Source organism: Aliiglaciecola sp. M165 (assembly GCF_007197995.1).
GTDB lineage: Bacteria > Pseudomonadota > Gammaproteobacteria > Enterobacterales > Alteromonadaceae > Aliiglaciecola.
Map to the genome: position 1 here is coordinate 307,806 of NZ_VKKH01000005.1, position 14,738 is coordinate 322,543.

Consider the following 14,738-nt stretch of genomic DNA (forward strand, 5'->3'; position numbering starts at 1 on the left):
ATGACAACAGAACTGGTTATTGAAGACGCCCTACAAAAAATCGACAAATTGTTGGAGGCACATCCGTCACTGATGGACGCCTATCAGCAATTAGAACCGATGATTTTAGGCTTGTTTGAAGCTCAGCGTATGAGTATTTTCCAGCGTCGTCGGCAGCACCAAGATTTGGTTGCTCGATTCAAAACTGGCAAAGAAACCCGCGAGATAAAGGTTCCAATAAGCCCACAGTCAATTGCGGGCTATGTTGCTCTAAGCCAAAAACCGCTCTTGATTTCAGACCCTTACAATGCGCAAGAGCTGGCTGAAATACATCCCAGACTAAAGTTTGCCGATAAATTCGATAAAAAAAGTACCTTCAAAACCGAAAACATTATTTGTGTGCCCATTCTAAATGCAGGGGTATTGATGGGTGTTTTACAGATAATAAACAAAAAAGTGGGTTCTTTTGCGGATGCCGATTTACGCCTGGCAAACTCCTTGTCTGAAATTCTTGGCAATAAATTCCGTTACGAACTGGGTGGCACGAGTAACCCGTTCGATTATTTAGTTCACCGCAACCTAGTTTCAGAAAAAGATTTAAAGCAGTTTGCTGAATCCAGCAGAGACATGCGGCAAGTAGTCCAGCGCTTAGTCTCTGAAGCGAGGATCCCAGAAGACGAGTTGGGTAATGCGTTGTCTGTGCACTACCAAGTTCCTTATATCAGCTATTTACCTGAGAAATATCATGTACTGCAAAGCGGCAGTAAGATGAACCTATCTTACCTAAAACGCAATTTTGTAGCGGTATTGGCTGACGCCGCTGAGAATCCTATTGTACTGATGGCGGAACCAAACAATGCTGCGCTGTTGATGGAAATCGAAAGCGCTTTGGGGATAGAAAGTTATGAGATATCCGTCGCTTTACCCAACCAGGTTTTACAGTATCTTGGTGCAGGTTCTGGCGGCGGCACGCCAGGCGAAATGGACGAAATCCTGGATGAGATTGGTACTAGTGCCGAAGAATTAGACGACAATAATGAAGAAATGTCGGACGATGCACCTGCGGTGGTTCGCCTGGTCAGCCGCGTATTGCACGATGCCAAGCGCCTCAACGCATCGGATATTCATGTGGATCCAGAAAAAGGTGGCCCAACTCGAGTCCGCATGAGAGTGGATGGTGTGTGCCGCGATATCACGCAAGTGCCAGCCTCTCACCACAGTGCCGTGATTGCCCGTATTAAAATAATGTCAAACCTGAACATTGCAGAAAAGCGCGTGCCGCAAGACGGCAAGCTGGCGTTCAAAATGTCCGGGCAAATGGTCGAAGTGCGTGTTGCCACCATACCAACGGTAGCGGGCGAAGGTGTGGTTATGCGGATTTTGGCCTCAGGTGGTGCCCTGCCCATCGAAAAGATGAATATTGCGCCAAGAAATATGACCATGCTCCGAGATATGATCAAAAAACCACACGGTATTTTGCTCGTGGTTGGTCCGACAGGTTCGGGTAAAACGACAACCCTGCACGCTATTTTAGGTTATCTCAACACACCCGACAAAAAGATTTGGACAGCAGAAGACCCAGTCGAAATCACGCAACCTGGGCTTCAGCAAGTGCAAGTGAGCCCTAAAATTGGTTTCACCTTTGCCAATGCATTAAGAGCCTTCTTGCGTGCTGACCCCGACATTATCCTAATTGGTGAAATGCGGGATAAAGAAACTGCCCACGCCGGTATTGAAGCTTCGTTAACAGGTCACTTGGTATTATCTACCCTTCACACCAACTCAGCACCAGAAACCATTACCCGTTTGCTCGATTTGGGATTGGATCCGGTTAACTTCTCAGATGCCTGTGTAGGGATAATGGCACAGCGATTGATACGTACTCTTTGTCCAAATTGTAAAGAAGCCTATGAAGCCAGTGAAACCGATATGAGCTTTATTAAACGGCAGTATGGCGAAGAATATATTGCTGAGCTAAATTTGCCTGAACCTTTGATGCTGCATCGTCCAAAAGGTTGTGACGATTGCGGTGATACCGGCTACAAAGGCAGGACAGGTGTGCATGAGCTGCTGGGCATGACCCCAGATCTTCGCTCTTTGGTATATAAAGAAGAAACCGTATCTGCGATGAAAGCCCAAGCCATGAAAGATGGCATGCGTACTTTGACCCAAGATGGCATTTATAAAGTCATTAAGGGTGATACCGATATTGCTCAGGTGCAAATTATCAGTGGTGCGGATTGATTTACTGGTTCTTTTAACTAGAGCGTGGAATTAAATTATTTTAATTCCTGCCACTTTCCAGTGCCTTAGGTTTTAAGAAAGCCTTTAATTCAAAAGGGATAGCGGTGATATCTCTCCATCCTGCTTCTCTCTTAGCAATCAATTGCACGTAGCCACAGGTGGGAATATTTTCGATTTCACTACCGCTCAAGGCATTACAAAAATCAGTCAGCGCTGGATTGTGCCCAATTAATGTCACATCTGAGACCGAATCTTCAAGCTCTCGACACCACTTGATCAAATCACTTTCGGAGAAACTATATAATCTCTGATCAGTTTTCCAGCGCAGCTCAACATCGGGCAAATGTTTTTTTATTCGTTCAATGGTCGACTGCGCTCTTACTGCTGGACTGCAGTAGACATTGTTAAAAACAGAACCTGCAGCATTTATGTGTGGTGCCATTATTTGACATGCTCGAATTCCACGTGCATTTAACGGTCTGTCGATATCCGCCAGTGACGGATTGTCCCAACTTGATTTTGCATGTCGAATTAAATGGATGGTTTTCATTTAGTTTTACCTCAAACGTGTGAATTCGTTCCTTATTTTGAGACAGGTTTCTATTCTTAGATAACCTGAACTCTGGATAATTCACACGTTATTCGTTATCGCTTACTCTTGGCGCAACGCTTCTACCGGATTTGATCTGGCTACTTTTGCTGCATTGCCACCGACCGTTAGCCATGCCAGCACGAGCAAGATCACACCCACTGCGATGCTGATCGGTAGCAATGAGATAAATTCGATACGATACTCAAATCTTTCTAACCAATTAATCATAGCGTACCCTGCGATCGGCCAGGCAATTAGATTCGCCCAGATAACAGGTTTAGAAAACTGCCAAATAAGTAGGGCGACAATGTCTTTAACGCTGGCTCCCATAACCTTACGAATCCCGATTTCTTTCGTCTTACGCTGAATGGTAAAAGTCGCTAAACCAAATAGTCCAAGGCAAGCAATGATAATTGCGAGTATTGAAAAGACAGTGAAGAGTTCGGTTTGAATTTGTTCATCTGAATACTGCGCAGCCATCATTTCATCAAGGAAAGTGAGATTAATAGGAGTTGAGGGCATTGCTTGGCGCCAAATCTGCTCAACCTGTTCGATCACTTGGCGGAAATTGCCGCTGTTAACGCTGATTGTCGCGACATTAAAGCGCTGAGGATCATGAAAATAAATCGAAGGACGCACACCAAACTTAATCGAACGAAAATAGATATCTGGGATGACACCAATCACCTGCAAACTCTGCGCTCCGCCGTCAAACGTTAGCGTCTTGCCAATAATCTGCTGAGGGTCCCGTATGCCAAATTTTCCTAGTGCTGACATATTTAAAATAGCACTTGCCGCACGGGGCTCTTCACCTTCAGCGGGAATGGAGTCAGAACCAAATTCCTCACTAAATAGACGACCAGCGATTGGTGCCACATCATAGGCTTCAAAAAATCCGTAGCCCATTGTGTGATAATTGAGAAGCTCAGGTTCAGTGTTAGTAGTTGCTTCAATTGCGTCTACCAACTTAAACGCTCGGTTATTTTCATTGTCTTGTGTCGGGGCCTCAGAAGAGTACACCACAGAATCAACACCGGGGATCGCTTCAAGGGCTTGTTGCAAACTGTCTAGTTGTCCACGCGCTGCACGGATACCTAACACCATTTTATTGTCACTGTCATATCCGACATCAATTGATTGTGCATACTGAGTTTGAGTGTAAATCACTGACGTACAGATAATTAATACTATTGAGATCGCGAATTGCATAATAACCAGAGCATTACGAAACGTGTGCGAACCGCTCGACTCACTGCTCTTATTTGATTTAAGAATCTGACTTGGTAAAAATCTGGACAACACCATTGCCGGATAAGAGCCAGCAAGTACGCCCACCGATAAAGCCAGCCCAATCAAAATGCCTAAAAATCCAAGATCGCTAAACAATGCCAAAGATATATTACGACCAATGGCATCGCTATAAAATGGCAAAGCAATTTCAACCAGTACTAAGGCGAATAACATGGCTATCATCACCAGGGCGACCGATTCGCTGAGAAATTGCAATGCAACCTGTTTACGACTGGCACCAAGCACTTTTCGCATGGCAACTTCTCTGGCCCGTTGTGTAGCTCTGGCCGTCGACAAATTCATAAAATTAAAACAAGCAATGGCGAGAATTAGTACTGCCACCAAAGAAAAGGTGTAAATCATGGTGAAATCGCCCATGGGGGTGAGATCACCCATGTTGCCTGCGGCTTTTTTGGCATGCAGATGCAAATCTTCAAGAGGCATCAAAGTGTGCTTCATGAAATCGGTAACCTGTACCCCTTCTTCGACTGCGCCAACATTTTGTTGGTACATCTCCAGAAATGGGCTTTCGTTATTGACCCAATAGCTCAGACGTTCCTGGGCTTGGTCTACGGTTACACCCTCACGTAGTTTGAAATAGGTGTATACGTTTACACTTGTCCAGGTATGCAAAACATTGGTGTCGTTTTCAAATAATGCTGGTTGAAGTCGAACAATGAAATCTAAATCAAAATGGGTTTGTTCGGGAAGGTCTTTTACGACACCTGTTACCGGCAATGTAATGGTTTGCTCTTGAAGACAACAAAAAGTCAACGTTTGACCAACCACATCGGTTTTACCGAAGTACTTGTTTGCCATCTCCTCGGTAATGACCAAGTCGTTAGGTTTAGAAAAAGCCGTTTCGGGAGAACCATGGACAAAAGGTAGGGCAATAACATTGAAAAAACTGCCGTCAGCTATTGTCATCATTTCGCTAAACGCGTCGCTGTCTTGTAAAACAGTCGTTGGGAACCGAATCAAGCGCACACCATCTTCTATTTCAGCCGTAGCAAAATCTCGAACCGCCTCCATCATTCGTCCTGCAGATCGCACGGTCAAAAAAGGCGGGCGATTAGGCATCACATATGCTGAGTGCAGTCTCGCTACTCGATCGCTGTGTTGGATCCATTTGTCGTAACCCGACTCAGCTCTAACAAACAGTAAAATTAGAATGCAGCTTGCCAGCCCTAAGGCCAACGCAAAAATATTGATAATAGAAAAACGTCCATTTTTTATCAGGTGACGCCAAGCGGTTGTTAGATAATTGCGAAACATAAGTGACTCCTTGATTGCCGTTGAGGAATTGTGACGGCGTTACGCTGCGCGTACGCTTTCGGTCACGACCTGACCATCGAATAGGTTAATTGTGCGTTTGGCGTAATCTGCGTGACTGGGACTGTGCGTTACCATAACAACCGTAGTGCCTTCATCATTTAACTGCTGTAACATTTCCATGACTTCTTGACCGTGCGCACTATCAAGGTTACCGGTTGGCTCATCGGCCAGAATTAACGATTGCTTTCCAACAACGGCTCTGGCCACTGCCACGCGTTGTTGCTGGCCACCTGATAACTGACTCGGCATATGTTTGGCTCGGTGTGCGATCCCCACTTTATCCATGACCTCAGCAACCCGGGCTTTGCGTTGCGATGCAGGCACATCGTGATATAGCAGAGCGAGTTCAATGTTCTCTTCTACCGTGAGCTCATCAATCAAATTGAAGCTCTGAAATATAAAACCAATATTGTGCTTTCGAATATTGGCCAATTGCGCTTCTGAATAGCCAGAAACGTCTTCTGAATTAAATAGGTACTGACCTTCTGAAGGTGTGTCTAACATTCCAACGATGTTCAATAGTGTTGATTTACCGCATCCTGAAGGCCCCATTATCGCGACGAACTCACCTTGCTCGATATGAATATCAACCTGGTTCAATGCACAGGTTTCGACGTCATTGGATTGAAATACTTTGGTCAAATTTTGAAGTTGAATCATGTTGAATTCCTTACTGTAAAGTGAGTCGTTGAATATCGGTGAAACTGGTGTATGGACTAGTGATGACTTTTTCGCCCACCTCTAAACCTTCGATAACTTCGATAAATCGGCTATTTCTGCGCCCTAATCTAACGTTTCTTCGCGTCGCTACAGACTCATCATCTGCGACAACAAATATCCAGCTACCACCTGTGTCTTGATAAAATGCGCCATTCGGAATGATCAAGGCCTTACTTTCATCTCCCAACGTCAATTTGGTTTGAATGGTTTGTCCACGTCGAATGTCCGGGGGTTGATTGGCGATGAATTCCAGGTCAACTTCAAATTGTCCATTTTGCACTTGCGGATAGACTTTGGTGACTTGCAAAGGATAGTTTTCGTAAATAGCAGTTTGACCAATATCCACGCGCCCAAGGTAAAATTCATCTAAGAAGGCAGTGACTTTAAAATCATCAGGCGTATCAATTTGGCCTACTCGTTCGCCTCGCCCAATACTCTGACCGACTTCTACGTCAAAACCAGATAGCTTGCCATCAACTGGTGCACGGACTTTCAGTGAGTCCAGGTTTTGTCTTGAGATTTCCAGATTACTCATCAACCGTTGTCCGGTCTCTTGCAAAAAAGCGAGTTGTGATTGCTGCATGCGCGCATCTGACGCTTGGCTTTCCAAGGTCAATTGCAGACGTTCTTCATACCAATGTAATTCGTCTCTGGTGTCTTCCATGGTTGAAAGCACAATCGCACCGGTTTTAACTAGCTCCTGTTCACGCTGAAGCTGTCGGCTAAGTACTTTGATCTGATAGCGAATATCGGCCAAATTCCGTTTATGCTGTAAGCGATTCTGCTCTAGAGACAATTCGATAGATCTAATGTTATTAAGCTGCTCTGCAACCCTGGCCTCATTACCTAAAACACTCAATTGTAGAGAGGCGTTGGACATTTCCACTATAAGATCACCCGCTTTTAATTGAGCCCCATCTTCTGCAACTACCCTTTCAACTCTGCCACCTTCAATGGCATCTAAATAGACGGTTTTAGCCGGTGTTACTCTTCCTCTCAACGGAATGAAATCTTCGAAAATACCTTGCTCAACGGTGGAGATAGTAATTTGGTGTGAGGTAATGGTTAGGCCTCTACCGCCAGATGATTTGTTAAAAACAAAATAGATAAATGCGAGTGTCAAAATACCAAGCGCAATTAGACCAGCGATTTTCTTAAATGAACGCTTGGGTGCGATCTTACGATCCATGCTCGCACCCGAATTTGCAGTAGTCCTGCTAGGCTGATTAGATTGCTGTAATTTGCTGATTGACGACATAACTGCACACTAACAATGAAAAAGATTGTGTTTAGTTAAGTACAATTTTCGGGCCAACAGCTAGATTGTTGTATTTAAAAGGATTTATCGAAAAATGTAGTATTTCTATCCTTACCAACTGTACGTTTTCGAACACTTAGTGTACGTTAATGAACAGATTGAATAGAAAAGTATGCAAAGTATGGACAAGAAAAAAGGGCATATCCTTATCGTGGATGACGATGAAGACATCCTGATTGCGGGTCGTTTACTGGTAAAACGACATTTCGAACGTGTCACAACCTGCAATGATCCGCAAGCCTTGCCCAATCTAATCGAGCAACATCAATATGATGCGATTTTACTCGATATGAATTTTGGTCCAGGCGAAAGTACAGGAAAGCAAGGTTTCTTTTGGTTGCAACGGATGTTGGAAATAAATCCTGAGCTCGTTGTCATTATGCTTACCGCTCACGGCGGTGTGAATGTTGCAGTAAAAGCCATGAAATTAGGCGCGACCGACTTTGTCGCAAAACCCTGGGACAATGAAAAAATGATTGCAACACTATCAACGGCCGTTCAGTTGGGGCAATCTCGACAAGAAACTCTTCGGCTCAGACAAGCGAATCAAATCCTCACACAAAGTACCTCTACAGACTTAGACACACAACTTCTTGGACAGTCAGAAGCAATGCATCAGGTAAAGGAATTGGTCAGCAAGTCAGCACCTACCGATGCAAATGTGTTGATACTTGGAGAAAATGGCACCGGTAAAGAATTGATCGCTCGAAGACTCCACCAGCAGAGTCTGCGCCACAATAAGATTTTTATGCCTGTAGATTTAGGTGCGATCTCGGAATCATTATTTGAAAGCGAATTGTTTGGCCATAAAAAAGGCGCATTTACAGGCGCAAATGAAGATCGGGTTGGCAGATTTCAGGCCGCGGATGGTGGCACAATATTTCTTGATGAAATAGGCAATTTACCGCTATTTCTGCAAGCCAAGCTGTTGACAGTGCTTGAGCAACGCAAAGTTATCCCTCTTGGTTCAAATACCGCAGTAGAGTTTGACGTCAGAGTTATCGCGGCTACCAACCTTGATATTTCAAGATTAAAAGATGACAGACATTTTCGTCAGGACTTGTTGTTCAGGCTCAATACGGTAGAAGTTACGCTCCCTCCATTGCGGCAGCGCACTCAAGACATCTTGCCGATCGCAACATTTTATATCGATAGATACTGTCGAAAATATGGTAAACCTATCAAGACAATAAGCCCATCAGCCTCTATCGCCATGGAGCAGTATCAGTGGCCCGGTAACGTCAGAGCGCTGCGCCATGCAATAGAGAGAGCGGTGATTCTAAGCGACGGTGACACCTTAACTGAAGTCGATTTTCAGCTGTCATCCGAAATTAGTCATTTACCATCGAATGATATTTATCATGGCGCACAACCATTGCAATATGAAGCAGATAAAAGTGCATCACTCACAAAAAATGAGCAAGACTTAAACCTCGAACGGCTAGAAAAACAAACCATTGTTGAGGCATTAAAAAGGCATCGATACAACATTAGCCACACTGCTAAAGCTTTAGGTCTAACTCGAGCTGCCTTATATCGAAGGATGGAAAAACATGGCGTTTAAAACGTTTTCAATTCTCATTATTATCAGAACTTGCCTGTTCATTATTGCGTTATTGGTGCTTACGGCATTATTGAGTTTTCCTGGTTACCATGCGGCGACAATATTAACCGTCGTCGTATTGTTTTATTTGGGGTACGACCTGATCCGATTTGTTACCACGACCAATCAGGAACTGACACGGTTTTTAGAAGCAGCACGGTTTGCAGATTACTCACAGCGTTTTCATTTTTCGGAGCAAGGGAGCGGTTTCGAAGAACTTGGGGCGACCTTCACTGAAATTCTCGAAAAACTAAGAAAGGAGAGAGGCGAGAACGAAAGTCGAAACCGCTACTTGCATAGTCTTATTGAGCAGGTTCCTGTGCCATTACTGAGCATTCACCCTTCTGGAAAAATCACTACTTGGAACGTGAGCGCAAGAAAGCTGTTCGCCCAACACAGGGTGCAATCTTTAGATGATTTTGCGCAGTTAGGGGGGGATTTTTTACAGCAACTGAAAAAACTTAAACCCGGCGAGCGACGGCTTGTGAGCATCTCAATTGAAGGCGCTGAGCATCGTCTGAGTTTAAGCGCGACCGAGCTACTTACCAACGGCAACATCGACATGCTCGTGAGTTTGCAAGACATTCAAAATGAATTGGATTTTGCGCAAATGCAAGCCTGGCAAGATCTGGTCAAGGTCCTCACCCATGAAATAATGAACAGTATTACGCCAGTGGCTTCGCTAGCCAAAACGTCAGTGGAGTTACTAGAGGATGTTAAACAAAAACAGGCCAAAGCACAGAACATTGATGATGAAATTGAAGAGCTATTCCACGGTATTGACACGGTGTCACGACGCAGTGATAGCTTGATTAAATTTGTATCCAGTTATCGCAAGTTGACGGACATACCCAAAGTGCAGCCGAGCAAAGTTGATATAAGCCAATTATTCTCAACGGCTCAAACTATCACCTCGCAGTCGTTTCCTGATCAACAAACAGAAATCACTACTCTCATCGAACCTACGCAATTGACTATCAAGGCAGATAAAGACCTTATTGAGCAAATCATGATTAATTTACTCAAGAATGCCTACCAGGCAACACAGCATAACGACGGACCACAAAAAGTAACCTTGCATGCGTACATCAATCGTAGAGGAAGAGGTGTGATTGAGATCCAAGACAACGGCTCGGGCATTGAAGATGATGTGTTGGACAAAATATTTGTACCGTTTTTCACCACTAAACGTGATGGTTCTGGTGTCGGACTAGCATTGGCAAGACAAGTAATGATCGCCCACCGAGGTAATATTAGTGCCAAAAACCTCGACAGTGGTGGTGCATGTTTTACCCTGACGTTTTGAACCCAGTTCATCTAACACGACGATATTAGAATCAGCTGATGTTTATACCAATCCACACAAAGAAGTTATCAGTCAGAATGCGCCGCTAATTTGAACTGACGTTATACATTGAAAATTAGCCTTTTTCCTGTCAAGATTTTTGAAAACGAGGGCCTGTTGATGTCTGAAACCCAAGAAAGCCAAAGCAACCAAAGCCAGTGGTCATTCGCTGAAAAACTCAATTTGCTTATCGCTGTATGCGCCATACTCATTTCGGCGGCATCATTTTATGCTACTTTCCTACAAGCCGATGCGGCTGAGAAACAAGTTAGAGCAGCGACATGGCCGATGCTAGAATATGGTCACGGTAATGCAGCTGAAGGCAGTTTCAAACCTCTGGTTTACCTAGAAGTTGTCAATGGTGGGGTTGGACCCGCTCATATCCAAACGTTTACTTACCATTGGAAAGAGAAAACCTATACTCACATTGGCCAACTTTTAAAAGATTGTTGCATTGAAGCGGGACAAGAAATAAATAAATTAAAATCTGAGTTTCCTGAATTGGCGTCTCAATTGATTACGGCCGGTATTTCAATCAACCCTCATGGCCGCGTTTTAAGCTCTGGCAATAAAATAAAAGTGTTCCAACTACCAGAGAATAAAATTACCGCCCCTTTATGGAACAAGCTTAATCAGGTTCGCTGGGAAATAACGGCTAGCACCTGTTACTGTTCAGTGCTAGAGGATTGCTACAAAACTGATTTTGAGTCGCCCCCCACACAGGTTAGTAGCTGTAAAGTGGATTAACACTCAGCGCTGCAACGGAAATTAAAAAAGGCTGTTGTTAACCAGCCTTTAAACTCTTATTCGAATGACTAACGTTTCGTTTATTCATCCTGATTTTGATTGGGCAAATTATCCAACAAACGTTTGTTAAACGCATGGAAGTCGTTGATAGCCGTCACTAAATCTGTTGTGCCAAGATCTCGAATTTGATTAACGAGACCAGTGATCAGTTGTTCATATTGATCGCTGTCGGCGAGCTTTTGTTGAGATTGCTCCAATACATTTAACATCTTTTCCAAATATTCACTGACTCGCTCAACCGGCTTAGCTGAAACATTTGCACTGTCATTTTGCTCGTCATACAAAGACACCGACTCATAGGTTTTAACGACTTCAACCTGCTCTTGGCGAGTCAGTTGCAACGCAAAACCACTTAGCTCTTGTTCATCAAATCCAAGCTCCAGTGCTTGATTAAAAGCTGTTTCAATATCACCACTAAAAAATGTATTGGCTAAATCATTTGCATCAGAAACTAATTGTCCTATAGACGCGAGTTCAGCTTCGTCTAACTCTCCATTCACTGAAAAACTGAAACTATTCTGTTCGATGAACACTGCTTGTTGAGCGGTTTGAACTTGATTCTGCTCTACTGGAGACGCTTGCTCCCCAGATTGTTGAGATGCATTTTGAACGTCATTTTCTTGAGCAACCTCTTCCCCCTGAGACGCCGATGCATTGTCATTGCTGGGCACTAATATCGCATCAGGGAACGTCAGTGTTGATGGGGCTTCTGGCCCTTGGTCTGGTGCCTGACGAGGTAGCACATCATTCTGCTCAATATCTTTTTGAGCATCATCAGCAGGCGCTTGCGGAGGTTTCTGCTGGTTGTTATTACTTTGTTCCACAAGAATCTGACGATTGAATTCAAATTGTTGAAAATCTTCAAAACGAATGGTGACTTCATCTCCATCTCGAGTGCGTATATTGAGTTCACCTGACTCTTGTTTAGCTAAGGTTATGTTTTCGGAGACTCGGGTTGACGAGGCACTTGAATCTGTTTCAGGTTCTTGTTTATTGAAAAGTTGATCTTGAAGACGCTGAATCCCTCGTTCAATAAGATCTGCACTTTTGCTTATACCCTCATTAATTTCTTCGTTGAGGAATCCTGCTAAGTCTTTTTCCGCGAGTTTGATCCCTTTGGCTACGCCCGAGCGGGCTTGTTCAAATAAGCTATTTAAAGCATCTTCGTCTGCACCACCACGGGCGGCACTTGTTATCACGCCACCGACAAAGCGCAAAACGTTTTTCGCGATCTCTTCAAAATCAAACAAGCTCTTAGATTCTGATTTAGGCGCGCTAAAATCCGGTTTTTTACCATCAATTTGCAATGTTTGGTTAAATGCGTTGCTGTAGACACGCACCCCCACATTCGTCTGCGAGCTGAATTTACTGACTGTTTGCTCTGCGCGAAGATTTAGGCCTTCAGATGCTTGCCTGAGACCTGATTCTCTTAATTGTTGTTTAACCGCATCATTAGGGTTTGCCTGGGGTTTTTCACCCAGAAACGCCTTGATTTCACCAAAATTCATTTTGAATACCTCACTATCCTCGTTATAGATTATCGGCGATAAATTCAATTTATTGAGTTTTTCTCCCTAAATTGATGGCATTTCGTGCAAATAATTCTAAGAATTGCGTTTTACACGTTAAAATGACGTTGCAAGCCTGAAAGGGATCTTTAAAATGCTCCGTCCTTTTAGTCATATTAAGAAAAGCTAACTAACCATGCGCCCGACACAAATCGATCCAAATAGCTATGAACTTCAGTTGGCTGAAAAAACCACGCGTCTTGGAGCATTATTTGATCGGTTTGACGTGCCTACTCTCGAGGTTTTTAAGTCCGAACCATTGCATTATCGGATGCGCGCAGAGTTTCGTGTATGGCATGACAAAGATGATTTGTTTCACATCATGTTTGACAACCATAACAAAGAGAAATATCGAGTCGATTATTTTCCTCCGGCCAGCACACTGATCAATGAGGTGATGGCTGATTTGATCCAATTATTGCGTGTCAATGACGTGGCAAGACGCAAGCTTTTTCAAATTGACTATCTAAGCACCTTAAGCGGTGAAATTGTCGTTTCGCTGTTGTACCACAAAGTTCTTGACGAAACTTGGCAAACCCAGATGAATTTGGTGTTGGCCGAATTAAGAAAACACTACAGAATCGATATTGTAGGTAGAGCACGAAAACAAAAACTTTTGCTCGACAAAGACTTCGTGACTGAACAATTACCAGTTGCTGGAAAAACATTCAAATTTAAACAAATAGAAAACAGCTTCACGCAACCCAATGCTTCGGTAAACAGCAAAATGATTGAATGGGCGCTCGATGTGACGAAGTCGAGCGAAGGGGATTTACTTGAGCTTTACTGCGGGTTGGGCAACTTCAGCATCCCAATGGCGCAAAATTTCGATAAGGTACTCGCAACAGAAATATCTAAAACCTCTGTCGCCGCAGCACAAATCAACATTGCGCATAATAACGTCGAAAACGTCACTATCTTGCGTATGTCTAGTGAGGAGTTTGTTGAAGCGCAAGCCGGAACAAGACAGTTCAATCGTCTGCAAGATGTGGAACTGAGTGAATATAATTGCCAAACTGTATTGGTCGACCCTCCTAGAGCTGGTCTGGATGACGAAACAGTAAAAATGGTTCAACAGTACGACAATATCGTATATATCTCCTGCAATCCTGAGACACTAGCGGATAACCTTCAAGTGCTCTGCAAAACTCATGACGTGTCGCGATTTGCCTTGTTTGACCAATTTCCTTACACCCACCATGTTGAAGCTGGCGTGTATTTAACTCGAAAATAATTTAATCCCAATCCAGGATTGGACTAAATCTAAGTTTGTTTAGCATACTCTGACGCGCCATTAGATATAAATCGTAATTGAATTTTTAATCTTTCCGCGAGCTGTGCACGCTGTGCGCTGTCCAAATCTAATGCCTCTGCACCGGTGCTAAATACCAGTTTAACCATGGCTTCAGCCTGAAGATTGGCTAATTCTTTAGTTAAACCCGTGGTTGATACAGTGTAATCGGTCAGCTCCACGGTAAAATGTTGGATCTCTCTTAGCACTGCAGCACGAAACGCATTCGACGTTCCGGTATGCTCTCTAAGCAGCAATCTAAAGACGTTACTGTTTGCGGTAATAAACTCCATGAAAGTGTCAATAGAGGTGCTGATAACCCCTCCCCCTGAGGCAATGCGAACCCTTGCTTGGCGCATAAGTTGCCGTAGAGTAAGGCCAGCTTCATCAACTAATGTGAGGCCCAATTCGTCGATGTCTTTAAAATGACGATAAAAAGATGTCGGTGCAATTCCCGCAGCACGGGCAACTTCTCGCAAACTTATACTTGAAAAACTATGCTGGTCGTCAAGGAGTCCAAAAGCGGCATCAATAATGGCTCTACGTGTTCTTAGTTTTTGTTGTTGTCGATTTAGCGTCACGTAACTTCCTGGAAGACAAAATGTAAAGGAACAGGTTCCGAGTATACCAATCCAATTCTATGATT

Annotated in this window: 11 protein-coding genes; 5 read left to right on the top strand and 6 right to left on the bottom strand. The window is 43.8% G+C overall.

All coding sequences use genetic code 11. The features are described from left to right. Positions 1 to 72: 72 nt before the first annotated feature. Positions 73 to 2,223, top strand: coding sequence for an ATPase, T2SS/T4P/T4SS family (locus FM019_RS11545; RefSeq protein WP_409553373.1), 2,151 nt, complete (start codon positions 73 to 75; stop codon positions 2,221 to 2,223). 40 nt (positions 2,224 to 2,263) lie between these two features. Here the strand turns inward: FM019_RS11545 and FM019_RS11550 are convergent, their stop codons facing one another. From FM019_RS11550 to FM019_RS11565, 4 genes are all read right to left on the bottom strand, one after another. Beyond that, positions 2,264 to 2,773 carry a SixA phosphatase family protein gene (locus FM019_RS11550; RefSeq protein ID WP_143836089.1) on the bottom strand — a complete coding sequence of 170 codons (510 nt, stop codon included), beginning with the start codon at positions 2,771 to 2,773 and terminating at the stop codon, positions 2,264 to 2,266. Positions 2,774 to 2,875: 102 nt separating this feature from the next. Continuing rightward, the gene (locus FM019_RS11555) at positions 2,876 to 5,380 is read right to left on the bottom strand and encodes an ABC transporter permease (RefSeq protein ID WP_143836090.1); all 2,505 of its coding nucleotides are present in this window, start codon (positions 5,378 to 5,380) and stop codon (positions 2,876 to 2,878) included. A 39-nt stretch (positions 5,381 to 5,419) separates the two neighbouring features. Then, the gene (locus FM019_RS11560; protein WP_143836091.1) at positions 5,420 to 6,100 is read right to left on the bottom strand and encodes an ABC transporter ATP-binding protein; all 681 of its coding nucleotides are present in this window, start codon (positions 6,098 to 6,100) and stop codon (positions 5,420 to 5,422) included. 10 nt (positions 6,101 to 6,110) lie between these two features. Then, entirely contained in the window at positions 6,111 to 7,349 is a 1,239-nt protein-coding gene (locus FM019_RS11565; RefSeq protein WP_185969264.1) for an efflux RND transporter periplasmic adaptor subunit, read from the bottom strand. A gap of 250 nt (positions 7,350 to 7,599) precedes the next feature. On the opposite strand from FM019_RS11565, the gene FM019_RS11570 reads away from it, so the two are divergent. From FM019_RS11570 to FM019_RS11580, 3 genes are all read left to right on the top strand, one after another. Beyond that, on the top strand, positions 7,600 to 9,042 hold the full coding sequence (locus FM019_RS11570; protein ID WP_143836093.1) for a sigma-54 dependent transcriptional regulator: 1,443 nt from the start codon (positions 7,600 to 7,602) through the stop codon (positions 9,040 to 9,042). Next, positions 9,032 to 10,387, top strand: a complete 1,356-nt coding sequence (locus tag FM019_RS11575) for a sensor histidine kinase (RefSeq protein WP_143836094.1) — start codon at positions 9,032 to 9,034, stop codon at positions 10,385 to 10,387. Before FM019_RS11570 ends, FM019_RS11575 begins: the two co-directional genes overlap by 11 nt. Before the next feature lie 159 nt (positions 10,388 to 10,546). Next, a complete protein-coding gene (locus FM019_RS11580; RefSeq protein ID WP_143836095.1) occupies positions 10,547 to 11,173 on the top strand; it encodes a hypothetical protein in 627 nt (208 codons plus the stop codon). A gap of 80 nt (positions 11,174 to 11,253) precedes the next feature. Here FM019_RS11580 and FM019_RS11585 read toward each other — a convergent pair whose 3' ends face one another. Continuing rightward, entirely contained in the window at positions 11,254 to 12,741 is a 1,488-nt protein-coding gene (locus FM019_RS11585) for a DUF5610 domain-containing protein (RefSeq protein WP_143836096.1), read from the bottom strand. Between the two features lie 196 nt (positions 12,742 to 12,937). On the opposite strand from FM019_RS11585, the gene trmA reads away from it, so the two are divergent. Then, complete coding sequence (trmA, locus tag FM019_RS11590) at positions 12,938 to 14,035, top strand: tRNA (uridine(54)-C5)-methyltransferase TrmA (protein WP_143836097.1); 1,098 nt, start codon at positions 12,938 to 12,940, stop codon at positions 14,033 to 14,035. A 29-nt stretch (positions 14,036 to 14,064) separates the two neighbouring features. Here the strand turns inward: trmA and fabR are convergent, their stop codons facing one another. Next, positions 14,065 to 14,673 carry an HTH-type transcriptional repressor FabR gene (fabR, locus tag FM019_RS11595; RefSeq protein WP_143836098.1) on the bottom strand — a complete coding sequence of 203 codons (609 nt, stop codon included), beginning with the start codon at positions 14,671 to 14,673 and terminating at the stop codon, positions 14,065 to 14,067. Between the last annotated feature and the right edge of the window lie 65 nt (positions 14,674 to 14,738).